Source organism: Xanthomonas sp. NCPPB 3005 (assembly GCF_041228095.2).
In the GTDB taxonomy this organism is placed as follows: Bacteria; Pseudomonadota; Gammaproteobacteria; order Xanthomonadales; family Xanthomonadaceae; genus Xanthomonas_A; species Xanthomonas_A bonasiae.
On sequence record NZ_CP166096.2, the window covers coordinates 1,277,777 to 1,301,851 of the forward strand.

At 69.0% G+C, this 24,075-nt stretch carries 19 protein-coding genes; 3 read left to right on the forward strand and 16 right to left on the reverse strand.

Annotation, left to right across the window (positions count from 1 at the left end; all coding sequences use genetic code 11):
• Positions 1-135: 135 nt before the first annotated feature.
• The 12 genes from AB8810_RS05515 to AB8810_RS05570 all read right to left on the reverse strand — a co-directional run bounded on the left by AB8810_RS05515 (position 136) and on the right by AB8810_RS05570 (position 18,425).
• Positions 136-852, reverse strand: a complete 717-nt coding sequence (locus AB8810_RS05515; protein ID WP_369915773.1) for a DUF2894 domain-containing protein — start codon at positions 850-852, stop codon at positions 136-138.
• Entirely contained in the window at positions 842-1,492 is a 651-nt protein-coding gene (locus AB8810_RS05520; RefSeq protein WP_206229465.1) for an OmpA family protein, read from the reverse strand. Before AB8810_RS05520 ends, AB8810_RS05515 begins: the two co-directional genes overlap by 11 nt.
• Positions 1,489-3,825 carry a DUF802 domain-containing protein gene (locus AB8810_RS05525; RefSeq protein WP_369915774.1) on the reverse strand — a complete coding sequence of 779 codons (2,337 nt, stop codon included), beginning with the start codon at positions 3,823-3,825 and terminating at the stop codon, positions 1,489-1,491. Before AB8810_RS05525 ends, AB8810_RS05520 begins: the two co-directional genes overlap by 4 nt.
• 10 nt (positions 3,826-3,835) lie before the next feature.
• Positions 3,836-4,567: a DUF3348 domain-containing protein gene (locus AB8810_RS05530; RefSeq protein WP_191824465.1), complete on the reverse strand. Its 732-nt coding sequence runs from the start codon at positions 4,565-4,567 to the stop codon at positions 3,836-3,838.
• A 269-nt stretch (positions 4,568-4,836) separates the two neighbouring features.
• Positions 4,837-5,547, reverse strand: coding sequence for a M23 family metallopeptidase (locus tag AB8810_RS05535; protein WP_369915775.1), 711 nt, complete (start codon positions 5,545-5,547; stop codon positions 4,837-4,839).
• Between the two features lie 4 nt (positions 5,548-5,551).
• Positions 5,552-6,511: a L,D-transpeptidase family protein gene (locus AB8810_RS05540; protein ID WP_369915776.1), complete on the reverse strand. Its 960-nt coding sequence runs from the start codon at positions 6,509-6,511 to the stop codon at positions 5,552-5,554.
• 177 nt (positions 6,512-6,688) lie between these two features.
• On the reverse strand, positions 6,689-9,412 hold the full coding sequence (locus tag AB8810_RS05545; RefSeq protein ID WP_369915777.1) for a TonB-dependent receptor: 2,724 nt from the start codon (positions 9,410-9,412) through the stop codon (positions 6,689-6,691).
• 136 nt (positions 9,413-9,548) lie between these two features.
• A complete protein-coding gene (locus AB8810_RS05550) occupies positions 9,549-10,727 on the reverse strand; it encodes a phosphatidylinositol-specific phospholipase C1-like protein (RefSeq protein WP_369915778.1) in 1,179 nt (392 codons plus the stop codon).
• 249 nt (positions 10,728-10,976) lie between these two features.
• Positions 10,977-13,694, reverse strand: a complete 2,718-nt coding sequence (locus AB8810_RS05555; RefSeq protein ID WP_369915779.1) for a TonB-dependent receptor — start codon at positions 13,692-13,694, stop codon at positions 10,977-10,979.
• Between the two features lie 111 nt (positions 13,695-13,805).
• Positions 13,806-14,876: a phosphatidylinositol-specific phospholipase C1-like protein gene (locus AB8810_RS05560; protein WP_369916625.1), complete on the reverse strand. Its 1,071-nt coding sequence runs from the start codon at positions 14,874-14,876 to the stop codon at positions 13,806-13,808.
• Positions 14,877-15,139: 263 nt separating this feature from the next.
• On the reverse strand, positions 15,140-16,180 hold the full coding sequence (locus AB8810_RS05565) for a glycerophosphodiester phosphodiesterase family protein (RefSeq protein ID WP_369915780.1): 1,041 nt from the start codon (positions 16,178-16,180) through the stop codon (positions 15,140-15,142).
• Positions 16,181-16,478: 298 nt separating this feature from the next.
• Positions 16,479-18,425 (reverse strand): acetyl-CoA hydrolase/transferase C-terminal domain-containing protein, encoded by a 1,947-nt coding sequence (locus AB8810_RS05570; protein ID WP_369915781.1) that lies wholly within the window; start codon positions 18,423-18,425, stop codon positions 16,479-16,481.
• 110 nt (positions 18,426-18,535) lie between these two features.
• Here AB8810_RS05570 and AB8810_RS05575 point away from each other — a divergent pair, with 110 nt between their 5' ends.
• From AB8810_RS05575 to AB8810_RS05585, 3 genes are read left to right on the forward strand one after another with little or no spacing between them, the layout of a single operon-like run.
• Positions 18,536-18,904, forward strand: coding sequence for a BlaI/MecI/CopY family transcriptional regulator (locus AB8810_RS05575; RefSeq protein ID WP_179566868.1), 369 nt, complete (start codon positions 18,536-18,538; stop codon positions 18,902-18,904).
• 58 nt (positions 18,905-18,962) lie between these two features.
• On the forward strand, positions 18,963-20,429 hold the full coding sequence (locus AB8810_RS05580) for a TonB family protein (protein WP_369916626.1): 1,467 nt from the start codon (positions 18,963-18,965) through the stop codon (positions 20,427-20,429).
• A gap of 2 nt (positions 20,430-20,431) precedes the next feature.
• On the forward strand, positions 20,432-21,016 hold the full coding sequence (locus AB8810_RS05585; protein WP_369916627.1) for a hypothetical protein: 585 nt from the start codon (positions 20,432-20,434) through the stop codon (positions 21,014-21,016).
• 195 nt (positions 21,017-21,211) lie between these two features.
• On the opposite strand, the gene AB8810_RS05590 is transcribed toward AB8810_RS05585, so the two are convergent.
• The 4 genes from AB8810_RS05590 to modA all read right to left on the reverse strand — a co-directional run bounded on the left by AB8810_RS05590 (position 21,212) and on the right by modA (position 24,023).
• Positions 21,212-21,769: a flavin reductase family protein gene (locus AB8810_RS05590; RefSeq protein WP_179566864.1), complete on the reverse strand. Its 558-nt coding sequence runs from the start codon at positions 21,767-21,769 to the stop codon at positions 21,212-21,214.
• A 68-nt stretch (positions 21,770-21,837) separates the two neighbouring features.
• On the reverse strand, positions 21,838-22,455 hold the full coding sequence (locus AB8810_RS05595; RefSeq protein WP_179566862.1) for a molybdenum ABC transporter ATP-binding protein: 618 nt from the start codon (positions 22,453-22,455) through the stop codon (positions 21,838-21,840).
• Between the two features lie 85 nt (positions 22,456-22,540).
• Positions 22,541-23,236, reverse strand: coding sequence for a molybdate ABC transporter permease subunit (modB, locus tag AB8810_RS05600; protein ID WP_179566855.1), 696 nt, complete (start codon positions 23,234-23,236; stop codon positions 22,541-22,543).
• Between the two features lie 10 nt (positions 23,237-23,246).
• Positions 23,247-24,023 carry a molybdate ABC transporter substrate-binding protein gene (gene modA / locus AB8810_RS05605; RefSeq protein WP_369915782.1) on the reverse strand — a complete coding sequence of 259 codons (777 nt, stop codon included), beginning with the start codon at positions 24,021-24,023 and terminating at the stop codon, positions 23,247-23,249.
• Between the last annotated feature and the right edge of the window lie 52 nt (positions 24,024-24,075).

Below are 24,075 nucleotides of genomic sequence, written 5' to 3' on the forward strand. Positions count from 1 at the left end.
TGTAGGAGCGGCTTCAGCCGCGACAGGCTGCATCCGTAAAGCCTGTCGCGGCTGAAGCCGCTCCTGCAGGGGCGTTATCGGCCTGGATTGGATTGTGCGCCGGGCACGCATTGCGGCCAGCGCGTGGGCCGTGTTTCAGCCGCGCTTGCGCGGCTTGCCGCGCGTCGGCTTCTTGCCGACATCCGCGCCGGGTTTCTGCTGCGTCGCGAGCACGTCATCGTCGTGCATCTGCTGCAGCCACGACAACGCGTCGACGTAGGCGAGGAAATGCTGCAGATAGCCCGGCGACAGGGTGCGCATCAGCGCCAGCGCGCGATGCACCAGCACGCCGGAGTTCAACGGGCCGGCATCGGCAGGGGCCTGCTGCAGCGATTGCCGCAGCTGGCTGCGGCTGCGCAGCTCGGTCCACAGTCTGCGCGCATCATCGAGTGCGGGCAGTTGCTGCGCAGGCTGCGGCGGCATGGCGTTTGCCGTGTCGTTCGCGTCATGCGCGTCATGCGCGGCGCCGCCGGCGAACCGCTGCAGCAGTTCGCCGAGCGGGCTGCGCGCGGTCGCAGTCGCGGTCGCGGGAGGCGCGGTATCGGTATCGGTATCGGCGATGGCCGCGCCGTCGTCGGTATCGGTTTCGGCGTCGGCGGTTGTCGCGGCCGGCATCCTGGCCAGGTCCGCTGCATAGGCGTCGAGCAGCGCGGACAGCTTCTGCTCCAGCAGGCGCCGCGCTTGGCCATGATGCGCATCGACACGCCGCGCCAGTGCTTCGATGAAGCGGAAGCGCAGCGGATCCAGGCGCTCGGCCTGCCGCTGCCGCCATGCGCCGAGCAGTTCGCTCGCGGATGTCGCGTTATCGCGCATGGGGTCTGGCGGCAGACGTGGACAGCTTCGGCAGCGGCGCCATTTCCACGCGCCGGTTGCTGGCGCGTCCGGCTTCGTCGGTGTTCGGGCTGACCGGTTGCTGCGCGCCGAACGCGGCGGCGAACACCGCATCGGCCGGCACGCCTTCGTCGATCAGCGCGCGGGTCACGGTCAGCGCGCGCTGCGCCGACAGTTCCCAGTTGTCGGCGAACTGGCGGTTGCTGTCGCGCACCTGGCGGTCGTCGGTGAAACCGCTGACCATCAGGATCTCGCCGCGCGCCTTGAGGTAGCCGGCCAGCGGCGCGGCCAGGCTCTTCAGCACTTCGCGTCCTTCGGGCTGCAGTTGATCGGAATTGAGCGCGAACAGCACGCTGCCGCGGATGCCGATGCGGCCATCGACCAGGGTCACCCGGCCTGCCGCCAGCGGCGCGGCCAGCGCCTGTTCCAGGGTCTTGCGTTGCCGCGCCTCGGCCTGCCGCTGCCGGACTTCTTCGTCCAATTTGTGCGACAGCTGCAGCTGCACGCCGATCACGCCGATCAGGATCAGCACGAACGCGCCCAGCAGCACCGACATCAGGTCGCCGAACACGGCCCAGATCGGCGCGCCGGCGTCGGCTTCGATCTCGAGCTCGTCGCTCATGCCGCTTCGGCTCCGTCATGCGCCGGCTTGGCCGACAGCTGGCGCAGTTCCTCGATGATCTGCTTCTGCGACAGCATGCTCAGGTCGATGACTTCGCGCGCCTGGGCCACGTAGTAGGCCAGTTGCTCGTCGCTGCGCGCGAGCGACTTGTCCAGCGCCTGTTCGATGCCCTGCAGGCGCTCCAGCAGCGCCGCGTTCGAGTGGCCGAACGCCTCCACCGCGCCGCCGAACGCATCGCCCAGGCTCGCCACTTCGGTGGCGCCGACCGCGACCTGCGCGGCGACCGATTCGAGCTTGCCGGTCTCGGCTTCGATGTGGTCGGTGAAGCGGGTGCCGACCCGTTCGAGCAGATCCGCCGAGGTGGTGACCAGGGCGTCCACCGCGGTGCGTTGCTCGGTGGAGGCGTGGTTCACCGCGTCGAGCAAGGTGTGCAGCGTGTCCAGCAGGCGGCTGCGCTCTTCCAGCATGGCGGTGTCGCGGACCATGCTCTCGGAGAGTTTCTGGCGCAGCTCGGCGACGACATCGGCGGCGGCCTTCGGCGCTTCCGACGCGGTCTGCACCAGGCGCGAGATCTCGGCGATGGTCTCGCTGGCATGCGCCTGGGTCTGCGCCGCGATCGCGCCTGCGGTGCGTTCGAGGGTGGCGCAGATGTCCTGCTGGCGCTGCGCGATGCGCTCGCCGTTGCGCTCCCACTCCGCGTTCAAGGCGGCGACCATCGCGGCGAACGTGTCGGTCCACGTGGCCAGGCGCGCCTGGTCGCGCGCTTGCAGCGCGTCCTGCAATTGCGCGTGGGAGTGCTGCATGACCTCGACCAGCGCCGCCGCGCGTTGTTCCAGCGTCGCCGCGGCCGCGTCCAGCGCCTGCGCGTTGCGCTCGGCCAGGGCGGCGTTGACGTCTTCCTGGCGCGACAGCGCATCGCTCCAGGCCTGCTTGGCGCCATCGGCGGTGGCGTCGAGGCGTACCGAGATCGCATCCAGCGCCTGTGCGTTGCGGGCTGCCAGCTGTTCGTTGATCGCTTCCTGGCGCGACAGCGCATCGCTCCAGGCCTGCTTGGCGCCATCGGCGGTGGCGTCGAGGCGTACCGAGATCGCATCCAGCGCCTGTGCGTTGCGCGCCGCCAATTGCGCGTTGATCTCTTGCTGGCGCGACAGCGCATCGTTCCAGGCCTGCTTGGCGCCGTCCGCCGTGGCGTCCAGGCGCGCCGACACGGCATCCAGCACGCCGTTCGAGCGCGTCGCGAAGCTGTCGCCGAAGCCGTCCAGCGCGCTGCGCAGATCCTGGACCAGCGCCTGGTTGGTGTCGCGCTGGCCGGCCAGCGCGGCATCCCACGCCTGTGCGGCGCGCGCGGCGGCGTTCTCGAAGCCGCTGGCCAGGCTGTCCAGCTGGCGTTGCACGGCCTGGCCGACGTGCTCGTGCAGCGTGGCGGTTTCGCGCGCCAGGCCGTCCAGAGTGGCCTGCATCACCGGCTGCAGCGCCGCGCCGAGCGCGCGCGCGTTCTCCGCGACGCCCGCCTGCAGCGACTGCTCCACCGCGCTGGCCAGGCGCGTGTAGGCGGCCTCGGTCCTGGCGTGGAAGGCGTCCTGATTGCTTGCGAGGCGTTCGCCGCTGGCGGCGCCCTGTTGCTCGATACCGGTCGCCATCGCCTGCAGCCGGTCGATCAATGCCGGCATCAGTTCCGTCTGCCGCTGCAGCAGCTTGAACGCTTCGCTGCGCTGGAACGCCTGCGAATGGATGTGCAGCGTGGTCGCGATGGCCAGGTCGAGCCCTTGCACCGCCTGCAGCCGCTCGCGCCGGCACAGCGCGGCGAGCAGGCCGAGCATCGCCGAACTGGCCACGCCGGCGATGGAGGTGCCGAACGCGAAGCCCAGGCCCTTGACCGGTGCGGCCAGCGAGTCGCGGATGGCCTGCAGGTCGGTCGCGCTTTCCAGCGCCAGGCCGGTACCGCGCAGGGTCGCCATCATGCCCAGGAAGGTGCCGAGCATGCCCAGCAGGACCAGCAGGCCAACCAGGTACGGGGTCAGTCCCGGTGCCGGCAAGGCGACGCGCTCGCCCTCGATGCGCAGGCGCACCGCATTGCGCAGGCTCGGATCCAGGCGTTGCAGCCAGCCGCCCAGGTCGGACTGCGCCGCGTCCGCGTCGGCCACGGCGTGGACCAGCGTGGCCGTGGCCTGCCGGTAGCGGTACAGCTCCAGCGCGCCGGCCACGTAGCACGCGCCGATCAGCAGCGCGAAGCCGACGCCCAGCGGATTGGTGCCGAGATAGCCCACGCCGATCCAGCACACGGCGGCGAGGCCGGCCAGGAACACGACGGAATTGAAGAAGTTCTTGAACATGAGGTCTCGGTCAGCGGGGGCGCAGCGCTGCGAGCAGCGCGTCGATGGGGTGGAAGCGGACATCCAGCTCGGCGCGCAGCACGCTGCGCATGTCCTGGCGGAACACGTCCAGCCAGGCGTTGGCGGTCGGTGCCTGAGCGGTGTCCGCCGTGTGCGTGTCGGCCGCCGCGGTGGGCTCGGTCTCGCGCAGGCGTTCGAAATGCTGTTGCAGCAGCGCCGGCACGGCAGCCAGCAGGGTCTGTTCGCGCGGACTCAGGGTCAGCTCCATGACCGCATCCACCTCCGCCAGCCGCGCCATGTCGGCCGACGTCCGCGCCAGCGTGTCGCGCAGCTGGCCGCGCAGGCGGCCGGTCGCGGTCAGCATCGTCCGCTGCAGCGACAGGTAGCGCTGGCGGAACGGCGCGTAGTCGAGCGGCGCGTTCGCGTCTGCGGCATGGCCAGGCCGGGGGCCTTGCTTGCCGGCGTCCGCGGCGGTGTCGCTGGAAATCGCCTCCTCCAGCGCGCGGCGCACGCGTGCGCACTCGTGCGCGTCGACGCCCTCGAATGGCGCGTCGGCGTCGATCGCGGGCAGCCTGCCGTCCAGCGCCCTGGACACGGCCACGGCGCGCGTCCAGTCGATCCATTGGCCGAGCCGGTCGGCCAGCGCGGGGCTGGACGGCGCGATGTCGGCGTCGGTGAGACGTGCGAGGAGGCGAATGAACGCCGGGCCCGGGACAGGCGGCCGTGGAAGAGCTTTCGCCATTGCTTCTGGGTAAAACCGGGAATTTTACACGCGAATGACATGGCGGGCCGGCCGGCAACCCCGGCGGCGGCCCGAAAGCCGCCCCGCCGGTCCGGTGCGGTTCAAGCTGCCGTTGCCGGGTTGCCGCCAGCCCTGGCACGCCCCGGCCTGGCGGGGTGGGGCTGCGGCCCGCGGGTCAAGGCATCGAGCCGTCGGCAGGTCCAGGCACGAGGCGGAGGCGCCTGCGATCGCGCAGCCTCCCGAGACGCAGCGTCGGGCCGCGCCTGCGCCTACAGGCGCTGCTCGCCGCGCAGCAGCGGATACGGATTGAGCGATTCGCCCTTCCACCACTGCTTTTCCGGGCCCAGCCGGTGGATCTCGAAATGCAGGTGCGGCGCGCCAGGATCGGCATTGCCGGTGCTGCCGACATAGCCGAGCACCTGGCCGCGGCGGAGCGTCTGTTTTTCCGCCAGTCCATCCGCGTAGCGCTGCAGGTGCGCGTAGTAGTAGGCGTAGCGGCCGCTGGGTTCGAACTGGTACACGGTGAGGCCGCCGCGCTCGCTGTCGAACAGCTTTTCCACGCTGCCGTCGGCCACCGCCAGCACCGGCGTGCCGGCCGGCGCCAGGATGTCGATCGCGTCGTGGCGCCGGCCCTGGCTGCGCGCGTCGGTGAAGGTGTCCTGCAACTGGTCGCGACGCACGCCTTGTACGGGGATCAGCAGGTCGTCGGAAGCGTTCGCCGGCGCGGCCGCGGGGGGCGCTGCGGCTGCGGCAGGCGGCGCCGCCGGCGGGGTGTCCATCGCCATAGGTAAAGGCGCCGGCGCGGTCGCCTCGCGCTGTGCCGGTGCCGCTGCTGGCGCTGTGGCAGGGGACATCGCGGGCGTGGCCGCTGCGTCGCCGGCCGCGGCTGCGCTGGGGCGCACCTGTACGCCGGCGCGCAGCACCCAGTAGCCGAGCGCTACCGCCATTACCAGCGCCGCCAGGCTGAGCAGGGTCTTCATCCGCTCACTCCTGCATGGTCACCGGCACCGACGCGTTCACCGCGGCGGCCACGGTCAGCGCGTCCCAGTTGGTCAGGCGCACGCAGCCATGCGATTGCGCCTTGCCGACCCACGCCGGATCCGGCGTGCCGTGCAGGCCGTAGTGGTCCTTGGACAGGTCGATCCACACCTCGCCGACCGGATTGTTCGGGCCTGCGGCCAACGTGGCCTTCTTGTCCGACTTGTCGGCGTCCCAGAACAGCTTGGGGTTGTAGTGGAAGGTCGGCTGCCGCACCACGCCCTTGATCTTCCAGTCGCCGATCGGCAGCGGATCGTGCTCGCTGCCGGTGGAGGCGGGGAACTGGGCCAGGATCGCGCCGCCGGCGTCGAGCAGGCGCACGGTGGAATCGGACTTGTCGACCACCAGCTTGGCCGCCTTCGGCAGCGCCGCGGTGCCGAGCACGTTCGGCACCTGCACGCTGGCGCCAGCCTGGCTGAAGTCGACCGACGGGTTGAGCGCGCGCAACAGCGCAGGCGCGGCGTGGAAGCGTTCGCCCAGGCGCTCTTCCACCGATTCGTAGCCCAGCGCCGGCAGCTTGGCCTTCTCCGCGGTGTCCTCGGGGATCTTGGGGAACGGACCGGCCACGTCCTCGGCGGTGAGCGTGTAGGCGATCAGCGCGGGCGCGCTGTCCTGCGCCAGCGCCTGCCAGGTGGCGTCGTCGAGTTCGCCGCTTGCGGTCAGTCCGCGCGCCTGCTGGAAGCCGGAGACCGCGCGGCGCTGGTTGGAGCCCGGCTGGCCGTCGATCTCGCCCGGGGAGAAGTGCGCGCGGTCCAGCAGCACCTGTGCGCGCAGCGGCGAACGTTCGCCGCTGTCCGGGGCTGCGGTGGAGGCCGCGGCCTTGGCGGGCGGCTGCGCCGATGCAGTGCCGACGGCGCTCGCGAACAGCACGGCGAGGCAGGCGAGTGGAAGCGATAGGCGGGACATCGGCGACTCCGGCATGAATTGCAGCCACCATGCCTAAGCGCCGCGACTAGCCAGCGTGAAATGGCTGGCTGCCCGCTGACCGGAGCGCGGCCCGGCACTGCCGGGCCGCGCATCCGTCTCTACTTCGAGATCGAAGACGCGACGCCTTCGGCGCACTTCGCCGGAGGCAGGCCGCGCTCAGTAGGTGTAGCCCAGCGTCAGCATGTACACCCGGCCGGTCTCGACATAGGCACCGTCGGCACCCGGATCGTAGGCCATGTAGCGCTTGGACTTGCCCTGGGTCTCGTAGAAGGTGGCCGCATTGAGCAGGTTCTTGGCCGACACGCCGACGTCGATGCCGTGCGGCAGGTGGTAGGTGGCATTCAAGTCCAGCGACTTCACCGGCTGCAGGTAGTAGTTGAGCCGGTCGCTGGTCAGGCCGAGCAGTTGCAGGCCGGTGTAGTTGTAGCTCAGGTCCGCACGCAGCTTCGTGTCCTCGTAGAACAGGTCCAGGTTGTAGATGCGTTCCGGCGCGCGCGGCAACCAAGTCGTTTCCGGTTGATCCGGGCGCTTGCTGTCCGCTTCGCTGTGCTGCAGCGTGAGGTTGGCGGTGGCGCCGAAATTGCCCCAGATGCCAGGCAGATCCTGCAGGCGTTTGCTGGCCGCCAGTTCCACGCCGTAGAGCTTGGCTGTGCCGCCGTTCTGCGGCATGGTCACCGGCACGCCGTTCTCGAACGTGGTGCCGGTGGGAACCAGGCCGCCGAGCGTGTTGTCGTTGCTGGTGGCCGACTGCGAGGTGTAGACGAAGCCGGTGATGCGCTTGTAGTAGGTCGCCGCGCTGAGCACGCCGCCATGATGGTCGTAGAACTCCGCGGACAGGTCGGCGTTGTCGGCCTTGCTCGGATTGAGGTCGGGATTGGGCTTGGAAATGCCGATGACCGTGTTGTTGGGGTCGATGGTGTACACCGTCTCGCCGGAAATCAGGCCGAAGGCCGGGCGGCTGAAGCTGCGCCGCAGCGAGGCGCGGTAGACGGTGAGATCGTCCGGGCGATAGTTGAGGCTGATCCCCGGCAGCACTTCGCCATAGGTGCGGCCGGTGCCGACGAACCGGCCATTGATGCCGTCGCCGCTGGATTGCCAGGAATCGGCCGAGTAGCGGGTCAGCTCGTAGCGCACGCCAGGCAGCACGGTCACGTCGCCGACGTGCAGCGTGGCCATCGCGTAGCCGGAATAGATCGCCTCGGTGCTGGAGGTGGTGTTGGCGTTGTAGTCGTTGGCGGTATAGACGCCGGCGCCCTTGGGATCGTCGATGTACTTGTAGGGCACGGCCTGCGCCAGCATCCAGTTGCGGTCCAGGATCTTGAACGGGCCGGCATAGTGGCCATCGAAGGCGCCGTAGGTCACCCGCCCCGGGATCGCGCTCAGCGGCGGGCCGCCGGCGGTGGGGAAGGCGTAGTTGGGGCCGCCGAAGTAGGGACCGTTGGTGACGAAGTTGCCGTCCTTGTGGAAGAACGGATGGTCGTAGGCGCCGCGGTCGGCGTGGTCGGCCGACAGCCCGACCTTGACGCTGTCCAGCACGCTGTCGTCCACGCGGTAGGTGATGTCGGTGTGCGCATTGACGCGGTTGTCGTGGCTGCCGGCGTCATGGCCCTGCACCTTCCACAGCAATGCAGAATCCAGGTTGTAGAAATAGTTCTTCAGCGCGTCGGAGCTGGGGCCGATGCTCGGATAAGTCGGGTCGCTGAGGTCGAAGGCGAAGCTGCCCGGGGTGAAACCGTACAGGCTGGCCGAGACGTAGTCCGGCCGGCTGCGGGTGCCGCGGCCGAAGGAACTGCCGTAGTCGAACTGCAGGCGGTCCAGTGTGGTCTTGCCGCCCACTTGCAGCGTCGCCAGCTTCTCGCCGATGTCGTGCGTGTTGAAGTAGCCGCCGCGCACGGCCGTGGGCTGGTTCAGATAGGTTTCCAGGCGCGCGCTGGACTGGTCCTGCTGCCCGGTGACACGGTAGCTGCCGTAGAGGGCGCGGGCGTACAGCGCGCTGTGCTCGCCCTGCCAGTCGAGCGCGAGGTTGCCGCCGTAGCGTTCGATCTGGCTGGTGTAGACGCTGTACTTGTAGCGGGTGCTGACCAGGGGTCCCACATCGCGCAGATCGACGGCATTGGCCTGCGCCGGATCGGCCGGAACGTATTTGCTGTTGGGCGCAGGCGCCTGCGCCATGTTGTTGTTCTTGCCGTAATAGGCGGACGCGTAGAGGCCGAAGGCCTGGTTGTCGCCGAACTTCCAGGCCAGTTCCTGCTGCAGCGTGCCGCCCTTGTCCTTGCCGCCGAGGTCCGAGGCGAGCGCGTTGAACTGGCCCTGCGCGGTGGTCTTGCCGTAGAAATCGCCGTTGAAGTCGAACGCGCTGGGCGTGCGCATGTCGATCGCGCCACCGATCGCGTCGCCGGGCATGTCGGGGGTCGGCGCCTTGGACACCTGCACCGACTGGATGCCGAACGGGGCCAGCATGTTCAACGAGATCGCGCGGGTCGAGGAGTCGGTTTCGGGCATGCCGAAGCCGTTGAGGGTGTAAGCGTTGTAGCTGGCGTCCATGCCGCGGATGCTGACGTAGGCGTTCTCGCCGGTGGTGGCCTGGCCCAGGTGCATGTCGCTGTAGGCCGACAATCCCGGCATGTGCGCGAGCACGTCGGCGATGCCGGCCGACGGAATGGCGTCGATCTGCTCCTTGTCCATCACGCTGTTGACGCTGTTGGACAGGCGTTGTTCGTTGATCGAACCGGGCGCGGGCGCCTGGTCGGCCTGCACGTTGACCGAATCCAGCGTGGTGGGGGTGCGTGGGCTCGCGTCCTCCGCGAATGCGGGTGCGCAGAACGTCAGGGCGATGCTGATGGCGTAGGTCAGGCGGCTGATGGAACGGGTGGACTGCATGTAGAGAACTCGCGGTTGGTGAGCTTGGGTACCCTGGCCCCGGCGATGCGGGCGCAGGCGATTGCATCGCCCATGCGTTCCATTGCGACAGGTGTGTGGAGGTGGTGCGGTACGAAACGGTGCGAGCGCTGCCGATTCAATGCGTCAGATCGACGCCGTCGCAGCGCGCGTTCGGGAATTGCGGATTGCAGCGGGCGGCCGCGTCGCCATCGAAGCGCACCACGTAGCCGGAAGCGGCCGCTTCGTGAGTGGGGAAATCGGTGCTGAGCAGCTGTGCGCCGCTGGCGAGCATGCCGTCGCGGCGCGTGGTGTCGTTGCGCGCCGGTTCTTTCAGGTCCGCATCGGTGCGCGTGCGCACCAGATATCCGGCTTTCACCAGGCGCGCGATCTCTTCCGCGCTGCCGTCGTTGCGTTCGGTGAAGGCGGCGTCGGCTTCGCCCGCAACGGCATTGGTGAAGCACACCCGGCCGCGCAACGAAGGGTGGCCAGGCAGATAGCTGTTGCCGGCCGAACGTTGGTCGAGCAGGAACACGACCTTGCCGCGCGTCTCGGCCAAGGCTGGCCAGCCACGGGCGAGGATGGCGGCATTGAGCGTGGGCGCATCGCCACGCACCTGGTCCGGGCTCAGATACTCGCCGGGCGCGAACACCGAGCGCAGCTCCGCATCCAGTGCATCCATCGCGGCGCCATCGAACGGTTCGGGCTGCACGGTTGGAAAGCCGAGCTGCAGCGGCGATTGCTTGGTTTCGAGCAGGATGAAGATCGGAAGATGCCCCGGGTGTCGCCTGGACCAGGCGCGCACGTCCTGCAGGCAGGCGACCAGCGGCTGGCAGGTGCTGCGCTGGTCCAGGTCCTGCACATGCATGACCTTGATTCCGGGCTTCTCCATCACGCCGGGGGGAGCGATGGCCGGCGCTGGCGGCAGTCCGGCCTTGGCGATCTGTTCCACGATCGCCGGGTGCGCATAGCGGCCACCCTTGGCATCGGCATAGAGATCCAGTTCGATCTGCCTGACGCCATCGTCGAGCTGTTGCGCCATTGGCGGATGGCGGTAGTCCAGCATCGCGAACGATGCCGGGTCCATCCGTTTCCAGAACGTGGCTTCGCTGGGCGCGAAACCGGCGTGGTAGCTGTTGTGGCTGCCGATGTACTGCAGTTCGTTGAGCCTGGGTGCGGCGTGCAGCGCGAGCGGGACGATCGTCAACAGACCGAGCAGGACGCCTTCGATACGTTTGCGACGTTGTGAGCGCGCCGCTGGCGGTGCGGCGAAACAGACCGATTCCAGCGCCTGCAGTACGGATGAAAAGGGGCGCATTCGGCAAAGCCGGAAAACAAGACCCCGCTATCATCGGCCGCCAGCTTGACGCGCATCTTTCCATCTTGTTGCCACACGGCGTCATGCATTGCGACAGTTCGCCATGCGTACGGCCGCTGTCGCAGTTGCGATGGCGCCGCTCGATCGGCGCGCGTGCCATCCGTGGCAAGCGATCGCCGCAAGATCCGCCTCGCGCGTGTTGTGTGCTGCGCGACAACGCGAGCGCGTTGCAGCGCCTGCACGCCTTACTCAGTAGGTGTAGCCCAGCGTCAGCATGTACACCCGCCCGGTCTCGACGTAGGCGCCGTCGGCGCCGGGATCGTAGGCCAGGTAGCGCTTGGACTTGCCTTGGGTTTCGTAGAACGTGGCTTCGTCGAGCAGGTTCTTGACCGACACGCCGACGTCGATACCGTGCGGCAGGTGGTAGGTGGCGTTCAAGTCCAGCGACTTCACCGGCTGCAGATAGTAGTTGAGGCGGTCGCTGGTCAGGCCGAGCAGCTGCAGGCCGGTGTAGTTGTAGCTCAGGTCGGCGCGCAGTTGCGCGTCGTCGTAGAACAGGCCCAGGTTGTAGATGCGCTCCGGCGCGCGCGGCAACCAGGTGTTCTCCGGCTGGTCGGCGCGCTTGCTGTCGGCCGAGCTGTGCTGCAGGGTCAGGTTGGCGGTGGCGCCGAAATTGCCCCAGATGCCGGGCAGATCCTGCAGGCGCTTGCTCAACGCCAGTTCCACGCCGTAGAGCTTGGCGGTGCCGCCGTTCTGCGGCATGGTCACCGGCACGCCGTTTTCCAGCGTGGTGCCGGTAGGGACCAGGCCGCCGAGCGTGTTGTCGTTGCTGGTGGACGATTGCGAGGTGTAGACGAAGCCGGTGATGCGCTTGTAGTAGGTCGACGCGCTGAGCACGCCGCCGTGCGCGTCGTAGAACTCCGCGGACAGATCGGCGTTGTCGGCCTTGCTCGGGTTCAGATCCGGATTGGGTTTGGAAATGCCCAGCAGCTTGCCGCTGGTGTCATCGATCGAGTACACCGTCTCGCCGGAAATCAGGCCGAAGGCCGGGCGGCTGAAACTGCGCCGCAGCGAGGCGCGATAGACGGTGAGATCGTCCGGGCGATAGTTGAAGCTGATCCCCGGCAGCACTTCGCCATAGGTGCGGCCCGTGCCGACGAAGCGGCCGGTGGCATCGTCGCCGTTGGATTGCCAGGAATCGGCCGAGTAGCGGGTCAGTTCGTAGCGCACGCCAGGCAGCACGGTCACCTCGCCAAGGTGCAGCGTGGCCATCGCATAGCCGGAATAGATCGCCTCGGTGCTGGAGGTGGTGTTGGCGTTGTAGTCGTTGGCGGTGTAGACGCCTGCGCCGTTGGGATCGTCGACGTACTTGTAGGGCACGGCCTGCGCCAGCACCCAGTTGCGGTCCACGATCTTGAGCGGCCCGGCGAACCTGCCGTCGAAGCCGCCGTTGACGATCTTGCCGGGCAACACGGACAGGGTGGGGCCGCCGGCCGCATAGAACGGATAGTCGGGGCCGCCGAAGTAGGGGCCGCCGTAGACGAAGTTGTTGTCGTTGTGGAAGAACGCGTGATCGTAGGCGCCGCGCTCGGAATGGTCGGCGGACAGCCCGACCTTGACGCTCTCCAGCACGCTGTCGTCCACCCGGTAGGCGATGTCGACATGCGCGTTGGCGCGGTTGTCGTGGCTGCCGGCGTCGTGGCCCTGCACTTTCCAGAAGTGTGGCGTGTTCAGATCGTAGAAATAGCGTTTCAGCGCGTCGGAGCTGGGCGCCAGGTTCGGATAGGTGGGGTCGCTGAGGTCGAACGCGTAGTTGCCGGCGGTCAGCGCATACATGCTCGCTTCGACGTAGTCCGGACGGTTGCGGGTGCCGCGGCCGAACGAGGTGCCGTAGTCGAACTGCAGCTTGTCGAGCGTGGTCTTGCCGCCGAGTTGCAGCGTCGCCAGCTTTTCCTGGATGTCGCGCGTGTTGAAGTATTCGCCGCGTACCGCGATCGGCGCGCCGCCGCTGCTCGCCGATGCGGCGCCGGCCTGATCCTGTTGTCCGGTGACGTTGTAGGCGCCATAGATCGCGCGGGCGTACAGCGTGCTGTGCTCGCCCTGCCAATCGAGCGCGAGGTTGCCGCCGTAGCGTTCGATCTGGTTGGTATAGAGGCTGTACTTGTACTGCGTGTTGACCAGCGGGCCGACAGCGCGCAGGTCGGTGGCATCGGCCTGCGCCGGATCGACCGGGGTGTAGGGGGTGTTGGGCGAGGTGGCCTGCGCCAGGGTGTTCGACTTGCCGTAGTAGCCGGAGAGGTAGAGGCCGAACGCCTGGTGGTCGCCGAATTTCCAGGCCAGTTCCTGCTGCAGCGTGCCGCCCTTGTCCTTCGTGCCCAGGTCCGAAGCCAGTGCGCTCAGCTTGCCCTGCGCGGTGGTCTTGGCATGGAAATCGCGGTCGAAGTCGAATGCGCTGGGCGTGCGCATGTCGATGGCGCCACCGATCGCATCGCCGGGCATGTCGGGCGTAGGCGCCTTGGACACCTGCACCGACTGGATGCCGAACGGCGCCAGCATGTTCAACGAGATCGCGCGGGTCGAGGAGTCGGTTTCGGGCATGCCGAAGCCGTTGAGGGTGTAGGCGTTGTAGCTGGCGTCCATGCCGCGGATGCTGACGTAGGCGTTCTCGCCGGTGGCGGCCTGGCCCAGGTGCATGTCGCTGTAGGCCGACAGTCCCGGCATGTGCGCGAGCACGTCGGCGATGCCGGCCGAGGGAATGGCGTCGATCTGCTCCTTGTCCATCACGCTGTTGACGCTGTCGGACAGGCGCTGTTCGTTGATCGACCCCGGCGCCGGGGTCTGGTCCGCTTCCACATTGACCGACGCCAGGGTCTTGGGATTCTGGTCCGGGGTGTCCGCAAATGCCGGCGCGGACAGCGCCAGTACGATGGAGCAGGCCAAGCGGCTGATCGTGTGGGTGCGCTGCATGTCGGTGGCTCGGGTGGGAGTCTGGGTGGATCGGTCGGACCCGATCGCGCGCACGCGTCCAGCGGCGATCGCCATCGCGATCACGCGTGCGTTGCGCAACGGCCGCCGCGGTTAGTGCGTCAGGTCGTAGCCGGCGCAGTGCGCCGCCGGGAATTGCGGATTGCAGCGCGCCACCGCGTCGCCGGCGAAGCGCAGCACATAGCCGGAGGCGGCCGGTTCGTGGTCCGGATAATCGGTGCTGAGCAGTTGCGCGCCGCTGGCCAGCATGCTGTCGCGGCGTGTGGTGTCGCCGCGCGCCGGCTCCTTCAGGTCCGCATCGGTGCGCGTACGCACCAGATATCCGGCCTTCACCAGCCGCGCGATCTCTTCTGCGCTGCCGTCGTTGCGCTCGGTGAAGGCCGCATCGGCTTCGCCCGGAATGGCGTTGGTGAAGCACACGCGGCCGCGCAGCGAAGGATGGCCGGGCAGGTAATGCCGGCCCACCGAATGCTGGTCGAGCAGGAACACGATCTTGCCGCGCGCTTCGGACAGGGACGGCCAGCCGTGCGCAAGAATCGCGGCGTTGAGCGTGGGCGCCGTGCCGCGCACCTGGTCCGGACTCAGATACTCGTCGGGCCGGAAGACCGAGCGGATTTCCGCATCCAGCGCATCCATCGCGGCGGCATCGAAGGGTTCGGGCTGCACGGTCGGAAACGCCAACTGCAACGACGACTCCTCGGTTTCCAGCAGCACGAACACCGGCAGATGGCCCGGATGCTGTGTGGACCACGCGCGCACTTCCTGCAGGCAGGCGACCAGCGGCTGGCAGGTGCTGCGCTGGTCCAGGTCCTGCACGTGCATGACCTTGAATCCGGGCTTTTCCATCACCCCGGGCGCGGCGATGGCCGGCGCCGGCGGCAGGCCGGCCTCGGCGATCTGCCCGACGATCGCCGGGTGCGCATAGCGGCCACCCTTGGCATCGGCATAGATGTCCAGTTCGATCTGCCTGACGCCGTCGTCGAATTGCTGCGTCAGCGGCGGATGGCGGTAATCCAGCGTCGCGAACATGGCCGGATCGGTGCGTTTCCAGAGTTCGGCTTCGCTGGGCGCGAAGCCGGCGTGGTAGCTGTTGTGGCTGCCGATGTATTGCAGCTCGTTGAGCCGCGGTGCGGCGTGCAACGCGAGCGGCGCGAGCGCCAACAGGCCAAGCAGTGCACGTTTGATACGTTCGATACGTTTGGCCCGGGCGCCACGCGCCACAGAGCGACAGGCCCTATCCGGCGTCGGATGGGCGGATGAACGGAGATGCATGCGGCAAGACCGAAGAACAAGATGTGATGATCATCCCGATGCAGCTTGACGCAATGCTTTCCGTCTTGTTGCCGCGCCGCGTCACACGTTGCCATGTTCACCCTCTGCATGGCCCGCTGCGTCGGGCTGACGCAACGGGCGGGATGCGTTGTCGGCTAGCGCGAGGCGCCAGGCGGCAGAGGAGCGTTCACGGCGGCATCCTTGCCGAACGCCTGCAGCATCACGTCCGGGCGATTGGTGGTGATGTAGTCCACGCCCAGGTTGTACAGCAGGCGTGCGGTGTCGGCATCGTCCACGGTCCACGCGCCGAGTCGCAGATGGTCGTGGCGTGCCTGGGCCAGGTCGGCGGCGGTGATGTCGGCATAGTTGATGTCCCAGATGGTTCCGCCTTCGTCGCGGACCGCCTCGCCGACCGAGCGTCCGCCCAGTCCGTCCAGGCCGCTCATCTGCTGCATCACGCTGTGCGCGTCCTTGTTGGTCAGCGCACGCGCGTCGTCGCGGGCGAGCGCGCGCTTGACGTCCTGGCTCAGGAACACCAGCCGGATCGCCGGGTCGAGGCGGTGGATCGCGCGCAGCACGTTCCAGTCGAAGCACAGCACATAGGTGCGCTGCTTGAAGTCGTTCTTGCTCAGCGCCTGGACCACCCCGCGGGCCAGCACCTCGGGGCCGGCGCTCAAGCCGGGAACGATCGGCAGGGATTTTATTTCCAGGAACAACTGGGTCGTGTCGTCGTGGCCGCGGATCAGCGCGATCAGCTGATCGAGCGTGGGCACGCGCTCGCCGTCGACCGCCACCAGCGCGGAATGCTCCCTGGCGTAGGCCGAACCCGGGCGTGCGCGGCCGATGTCGTAGCGTTCGATCTGCGCATAGGTCATGGCCGACAGCGGGGTCTTGGGTGCATTCCATTGGCCGTCGCCGTCGCGTGCGACATCCGGATTCAGGAAGAAATCGTGGTTGATGACCCACACGCCGTCCTGGGTCCGGTGCACGTCGGTCTCCAGCGCGTCCGCGCCCAGTTCCAGCGCTTCGCGAAACGAGGACAAGGTGTTTTCGGGACGAATCCCCGCCGCGCCGCGATGGCCGACGATGGCCGGGCGTCCGGGACGGTCGTAGCTGCCGCTGTAGGAATCGGGACCATTGGCTTGCGTGCCGGCGAAGGCGGGTAGGCAGTTGCACGACAACAGGGAAAGCAACACAGCGAGCGATCGGAATCCGCGCATGAACGAGGTGCCTTTGGTCTTTGGGGGAGATGGGCGAAGTGCCGCCCCCGTCCGGCATCCGGTCGCCATCCGGCACGCCAGCGAACGCGCAACGAAACGTTGCGCAGCGCGGCCGGCATGCCGATGGAGCGGCCGTCGTGGTGGATGGGCGTTGGTTGCCGCGTCCTGCGGGCGAGGCCACCTTACGCAGTGGATGTGGCGATGCGGTGACCTCGGCGATGGCCGAGGTGTGCGGCCGTGGTGCCGGCTTCGCCGCCTCGCGGCGGCGCGATGTTCAGTGTGGCCTGGTCTGCTGCAAGGCGTAGGCCAGCAGGCGCGCCTCCATGCGCTCGCCGATGCCGCGCGGCGCATCCAGCGCCATGCGTTGCAGGCTGGCCGGATCGCCGGCGTCGCGCGACAGCAGCGCGCGCGCCACGGTGGCCAGCTTCGTGCCGGTGCTGGCGGTGTTGCGCTTGAGCCAGGTGAGCGCGCGCAGCAGGCGCTGTTCGACCTCGGTGAAGTCGCTGCCCAGCGGATAGTCGGGCAGGGTGCCGTCGGCGCGGAATGGGACCAGCGCGGCGCCCACGCGTTCGGCGCGGTTGCGCTGCCAGTGCGGTCGCGCGAGGACGTCGGCGCACAGCTTGCCGGCCTGTTTGGCCTCGGCCAGCAGCGCAGGCTGGAACGCCGCATCGGCGATGCCGATCATGCCGACGATGCAGTCTTCGTCGGTCAGGCCGCGCAGGTCGGCGATGCCGTACTCGTTGAGATAGATGTCGCGCAGGTGGCGCGGAATCGTGGTGTGGCCATAGTTCCAGCGCACGTTGGAGTGCAGCGCGGGCGCCTCGCCGCGGACGGCGCGGAACATCAGCACGCTGCGCGCGTCGTCCAGGGCGTGCGCCATCGCTACGAAGTTGTACTGGCCGCCGACGCCGGACACCACGCGGCCGTCGTCCAGCGCGTCGGAGACTGCCGCGCCCAGCACGGTGGCCATCATGCACGAGTTGAAGAAGCGCGCCTCGCGCCGCTGCAGGCGGCGCAGGCGCTCGTCGCCGTACAGCTGGTTGATCGCGCTGATCCGGTGCATGCCGATGCCGGTGCGCGCCTCCGGCGCCATCTCGCGCAGCCAGGCGTAGAACTCGGGCGAGCCGAGGTAGAACGCGCCCTGCAGGTATTCGCCGTCGCGCTGCAGCCGCGCCTGGTCGTCGGCATCGGCGCTGCCGTCGGTCACGCGCTGCATCAGCGCGGCGTCGTCGAGCACCTTGCGCTTGATCACCCCGCACTGGACCAGCTGACGGAAGCCTTCGTTGAGCATCTCGCTGCAGCCGAACAGGCCGATCGAGAACGGCGCGAGCCCGCCGCATTCCTGGACCGCGGGGTGCGTTGCCAGTTCCGGATCCAGCGCCGCAAGCACCTGCCGGTAGCGCGCGTTGTCGGTGTGCCGTAATACCAGCGCGTGGCACAGCGCATCGGCCAGGGTGCCGATGCCGATCTGCAGCGTGCCGCCGTCGCGCACCAGCGCGCTCGCATACAGGCCGATGGCATAGTCGGCGTCGGCCACCGGCTGCCGCGGCAGTCCGAACAGGCGCGGATACGGACCCGGCGGGTTCACCACCACGTCGAAGAACGACGGCTCCACCGCCGCGCTGCCGCCGATCCACGGCAGCTGCGGATCCACCTCGGCGACCAGCAGCGGCCGCGGCAGGCCGCGCCGGCGCACTGCGTCCAGCGTGTCCTGGGTGATGTCGTTGTTGCAGGAGAACGACAGGCGGGTGCCGTCGGGTTCGCGCGCCACCTTCTGCACGATCAGGTTGGGCGCGCGCTGCGCCACCGCATCGGCCGCATGGGTGTAGTTGAGGCTGGTGTAGTTGCGCTGCGCCTGCGTCGAGCGCAGCAGCGCGCCGGACTGCATGTAGAACTCTTCCACCTGGATATGCGCCGGCAGCGCATCGCGCTGCAGGGCCTGCACGTACTTGAGCTTCGGGAAGTCGTCGCCGAAATGGCGTTGCACGAACGGGCGCAGGAAGCGGCCTTCCAGTCCGCCGCCGGGCGCCGGCGGGTTCAGCGACAGCGCGGTGTAGAGCTGCATCGGCCGCTGCGGATCGGCGGCGACCCGGTCGTACAGCGCGTTGAGCAGGCGGTGCGGCTTGCCGATGCCCAGCGGCGCGCCGATGCGCAGTGGGCCGGGGATGCGCTGCAGGATCAGCTCGGCAGCGGCGTCGAGGTCTTCGAGGGAGTCGGTCATCGGCATAGCTTAGGCGAGCGCCGCGATCGCGTGCTTCCGCGGTTGGCGAAAGCGCTTGACAATGGCTTCGATTACTCATGTAATCGGTAAAAATTACAGGCGTAAACGACATGTCGATCAGCGATGCCGAAGCCGTGGTGATGGAGGTGCTGTGGGACCGCAGCCCGCTCGGCGCGGAGGAGGTGTTCGCCGCCCTGTCCGGGCATGGCGGCTGGGCCGAACCCACGGTCAAGACCTTGCTCAATCGGCTGCTCAACAAGGGCGCGATCCGCGCCGAAAAACAAGGCCGCCGCTATCTGTATTCGCCGCTGCTGCAGCGCGAGCAGTGGGTGCAGCAACAGAGCGAGGGCCTGCTCGAACGCCTGTTCGGCGGCCGCGTCGCGCCGCTGGTGGCGCACTTCAGCGAACGCGGCAAGCTCAGCGACGCCGATATCGCCGAACTCAAACGACTGATCCAGGAGCTGGACGATGAGCGTTGATACCTTCGTAGCGGGAATGTGGGCCACGGCGCTGTCCGGCAGCGCGGCGATCGTGGCGGTGTTGGCGCTGCGCGCGCCGTTGCGGCGGCTGTTCGGCGCGGGCATTGCCTACGCAGTGTGGGGCGTGGTGCCGATGGCGATGCTCGCCGTGCTGCTGCCTGCCGATGTGCGTCCGGCATTGCCGGCGGCATTGGCGATGCCGCAGGTCTGGGTCGGGCTGCCGCAGGGAGCGGCTGGCGCTGCGGGTGCGACGACGATGGCGAGCAACCATGCCGCTCTGTGGATGGCTGCCCTCTGGCTGTTGGGCGCGGCGGCGATGGCCGCCGCGTTGTGGCGGCAGCAGCAGCGCTACCGGCGCAGCCTGGGGCGGCTGTCGCCCGGCGCCGATGGGGTCCTGTACGCGCAGCACGCCCAGCACGGTCCGCTGGTGCTCGGCGCCTGGCGCCCGCGGGTGGTGCTGCCGATGGATTTCGCGCAGCGCTATCCGTCTGCGCAGGCGCAACTGGTGCTGGCCCACGAGCGCATGCATATCGCCCGCGGCGACACCCGCCACAACCTGTTGCTGGCCGCCTTGCGCTGTGCGTACTGGTTCAACCCCTTGCTGCACTGGGCCGCGGCGCGGTTCCGCTTCGACCAGGAGCTGGCCTGCGATGCGGCGGTACTGGTGCGGCACCCGGCCTCGCGGCGCAGCTACGCCGAGGCGATGTTGCAGACCCAGCTGGATGCGATCGCGTTGCCGGTCGGCTGCCACTGGCAGGCGGGGCATACCTTGCGGCAGCGGATCGGGATGCTGCAGCGGCCGGCCGTGAGCGGCTGGCGGCGGCGTGCGGGCATCGCCGTGGTGGCGATGGCGACACTGTGCGGCGGTGGCGCGGCATGGGCGTTGCAACCGCTGCCGGCGTCCGCGTTGGCAGGAAGCGGCAGTGCGCCCGCGCTGGCGGATGCGCAAGCACCGGATGCGGGCGCGCGGGCGGGGACCGCTTCCGCGGTAGGCACGGCGCCGGCCAACGCTGAAACGCGCTCGCCAATGCTGCTCGCGTCGGCAGCCGAGGCTGCGACCACATCCGCCAAGCATGCGGCCACACCGGCCAAACCGCTGGCCATGCCGCCACCGGCCTATCCGCGCGACGCCCTGGACGAGGGCGCCTCGGGAAAACTGTCGCTGTTGGTGAGCGTGGATGCCGCCGGCGCCGTCAGCGATGTGCAGTTGCTTGGTCGTGGCACCGGCAACGCCGCGCTGGATCAGGCGGCGATTGCCGCCGCCAGGCAGTGGCGCTTCGTTCCGGCGCAGAAGCAGGGACGGCCGGTCGCGTCGCGGCTGCAGATACCGGTCAACTTCGAATCCGGAAGGGAGCCTGTGGATGCGCCATCTGGGGTCCCCAATGCATCGGACTACCGCTGGTATCTGGTGGATACGGAAGCGGATGATGCGCCTGAGCAAACCTGCGACGTTGTCTCTGTCGTCGAGCAAAGGCCGACCCGGCGCGTGTATTGCGGCATGTCCATCAAGACGGCCAAGCGATGAGCCTGCACAGGATCTGCCTGGCCAGCGCGTGCCTGTGCCTGGCCAGCTGCGCCAGCCAGCCGCAGCGCGAGCAGACCCAGCGGCTGGATTCCGTGGACCAGCGTCTGCTGGCGCCACGCGGCGATGGTGCCCCGGGTGGGGCCATCACCGCCTACACGATGCAGCCGCAGCAGGTGTTCCGCATGCCGCAACCACTGGACGCGCCGACGCCGCAGCTGCCGGCCGATTCGCCACGGCGCACGCTGGCGCCGACCACGGTGTGCGTGCGCGTGATCCTGTCCGCGCAAGGCGCGGTGCAGCGCAGCGAGCCCTTGCGCGACCGAGAGGAATGCCGTGCCGGCGCGCTGGCGGACAACGCCGATCTGCTGCAGGCGGTACAGCAGGAGGTCGCGCGCTGGCGCTTCGTGCCGGCGGCGATCTGCACCTATGCCGATCCGGCGCAGCGGCCGGCGGTGGAGGGACGCTGCGACGATGCCGTGTCGGTGGAAGAGGTGCCGGTGACGCTGGCCTACGCGTTCACCTTCGAGGTGCGCGAGGGCAAGGCCAGCGTGCAGGCCGGGCGCGTGGGCGGTCGCAGTGCGCGTTGAGTGCGTGAGCAGATGCCGAGCCGTGAGCGCTGGAAGGTCTTGCTGTCATGGTTGCGGGTTGCGGAAGCGATTCGTGTCTTGCCATCGATTGCGATAGGCGTCGCCGGTAGAGCCTGTCGCGGCTGAAGCCGCTCCTACAAGGGCAGCATCTTGAGAGAGATGCCCCATGTGGGCGGCGGCAGGATCGCCGCCGCGCTACAGCATCTCCGGCTTGAACAGGCGCCGCCGCGAGACTTCCGCGCCGGACAGCATGAACTTGCCGTCGCCGCGGTAGTGCAGGGTCCTGGGCAGTTTCGGCGACGTGGCGACATGCGCCTTGACCACTTCCCAGACGAACAGGTTGTGCCTGGCGATCTGGCGGCCGTCGTGCAGGCGGCACTCGAAGCTGGCATAGCACTCGGCGATCGACGGCGCATCGACGTGCGTGCCGGCCACCGCGGTCAGGCCGAAGTGCGCGAACTTGTCGAGCTGCGCGCCGCTGCTGTTGCCGATGCCGACCACGGTGTCGAGCAGGTCCGCGGTCGGCAGGTTGATCGTGCATTGCTTGCTGCGCCGGACCAGTTCGAAACTGTGGTTGGCGCTGGAGATGCAGCAGGCGATCAGCGACGGCGAGAACTCCAGCACCATGTGCCAGCCCATGGTCATGATGTCGCGCTGCCCTTTCCACGCCGAGCCGACCAGCACCACCGGGCCGGGTTCCAGGAACCGGCGCACCTGGTCGAGCGGGAAATCGTGCTTGCGGTAGCGGCGCATGGCGGCGGCCTGGCTTCGTTGCGATGGCGCACAGTCTGGCCATCGGCGGTGAACGCGGCGTCGGCGCGTTACTCCAGCCGATGGATCGCGTCGGCGATGCGTTCCACTTCCTCGGCCTGGTGGCTGACGTACAGCATCGGCAGGCGCACCTCGTCGCGCACGCGCTGCAGGTACGGAATCAGTTCGCCGCGGCGTTGCGCGTCCAGCGCCGACAGCGGTTCGTCGAACAGCAGGATCGCCGGCTGCGACAGCAGCGCGCGGCCGATCGCCACGCGCTGCGCCTCGCCGCCGGACAGATTGCCCGGGCGCCGCGCCAGCAGCGGCGCGATGCCGAGCAGTTCCACCACCGCCTCGAAGCCGAAGCGCTCGGCCTGGCCGCGGCCGTGGCGGCCGTAGCCGAGGTTGCGGCGGACGTCCATGTGCGGGAACAGCCGCGCGTCCTGGAACACGTAGCCGATGCGGCGGCGGTGGGTGGGCACGTCGATGCCGGCGGCGCTGTCGTAGAGCACGCGGTCGTCGATGACGATGCGTCCGCTGCGCGGCCGCAGCACGCCGGCGATGGCGTTGAGCATGCTGGTCTTGCCGGCGCCGGACGGGCCGACCAGCGCGACCACCCGCGCCGTCTCCTCGACCCGCAAGCGGCGCTGAAAGCGGCCGCGCTGCACTTCGATATCGATGCTCAGCACCGGCGCACGCTCGCATCCTGCGGCAAGCGCGGCGCGACGTGGAGACGTGCCGCGGACCGACCGCGTGCAGCGGCGGGGAGCCGACTCACGCGTCCGCCTCCGGCCCGCGCTGGCGCCGCACCAGCCATTCGGACAGCAGCAGCGCGGCCAGCGAGATCGCCAGGGCCACCGCCGCCAGCCGCCAGATGCCCGATTCGCCGCCGGGCACCTGCAGCAGGCCGTAGATCGCCGACGACAGGGTCTGGGTTTCCCCGGGGATATTCGACACGAAGGTGATGGTGGCACCGAATTCGCCCAGCGCCTTGGCGAAGGCGAGCGCGGTGCCGGCGACCAGCCCCGGCCAGGCCAGGGGCAGGGTGATGCTGAAGAACACCCGCCATGGCCCGGCGCCGAGCGTGGCCGCGGCGGCCTCGAGGCGACGGTCGGTGGATTCCAGCGCCAGGCGGATCGCGCGCACCATCAGCGGGAATCCCATGACTGCGCTGGCCAGTGCCGCGCCGGTCCAGCGGAATGCGAACTGCACGCCCAGGTGGTCCAGCAGCCAGGCGCCGACCGGTCCCTGCGTGCCGAGCACGATCAGCAGTACATAGCCGGTGACCACCGGCGGCATCACCAGCGGCAGATGCAGCAACGCATCCAGCAGCGCCTTGCCGGGGAAGCGGCGCCGCGCCAGCAGCCAGCCGCAGGCCACGCCGAACGGCAGGCTGCCCAAGGCCGCGACCAGTGCGACCTTGACGCTGAGCGCGATCGCGGTGAGCTCTTGCGGCGTGAATGCGAACAACGGCAATGGCTCAGCGCGCGAGCGAGAAACCGCGGCGCTGGAAGATCGCCTGCGCCGGCGCGGTCCCCAGCCAGCGCACGAAGTCGGCTGCGGCGGGATTCTTGCCAGCGCGCAATGCCGCCACCGGATACACGATCGGCGCATGGCTGTCGGCCGGGAACACCGCCACCACCCGCACCTTCGGTTCGGCCTTGGCGTCGGAGCCGTAGACGATGCCCAGCGGGGCCTCGCCGCGCGCGACCAGCATCAGCGCGCTGCGCACGCTTTCCGATTCGGCCAGGCGCGCCTGCACGCCGTCCCACTGGCCGAGTTTCTGCAGCGCGGCGCGCGCGTATTTGCCGGCCGGCACGCTGCTGGTCTGGCCGACCGCGAGGCGGCCCTGCGCACCGAGCGCGGCGGCGAGCGTGCCGGGTTTGCGCAGATCGACCTTGGCGGCGCTCGCCACCGGCGCGACCAGCACCAGCGTGTTGCCGAGCAGGTTGCGGCGTTGCGCCGGATCCACCAACCGGCGCTGCTGCAGATAATCCATCCACTCCAGGTCGGCGGAGAAGAACACGTCCGCCGGCGCGCCCTGTTCCACCTGCCGCGCCAGCGCCGAGCTGGCCGCGTACGACACCTGCACCGGCGTACCGCTGGACTGCTGGTAGGCGGCCGCGGCCTCGTCCAGCGATTCCTTCAGGCTGGCGGCGGCGAACACGGTCAGCGGTGCCTGTGCCCAGGCCGGTGGCACGGCCAGGGCGACGACGAGCGAGAGCAGGCACAGCAGGCGGAGTAGCGAACGGGACATGGAGGCGCTCCGGGAATCAGGGGGACGGGCGGCGATCGGCTTGGCCTGGCGC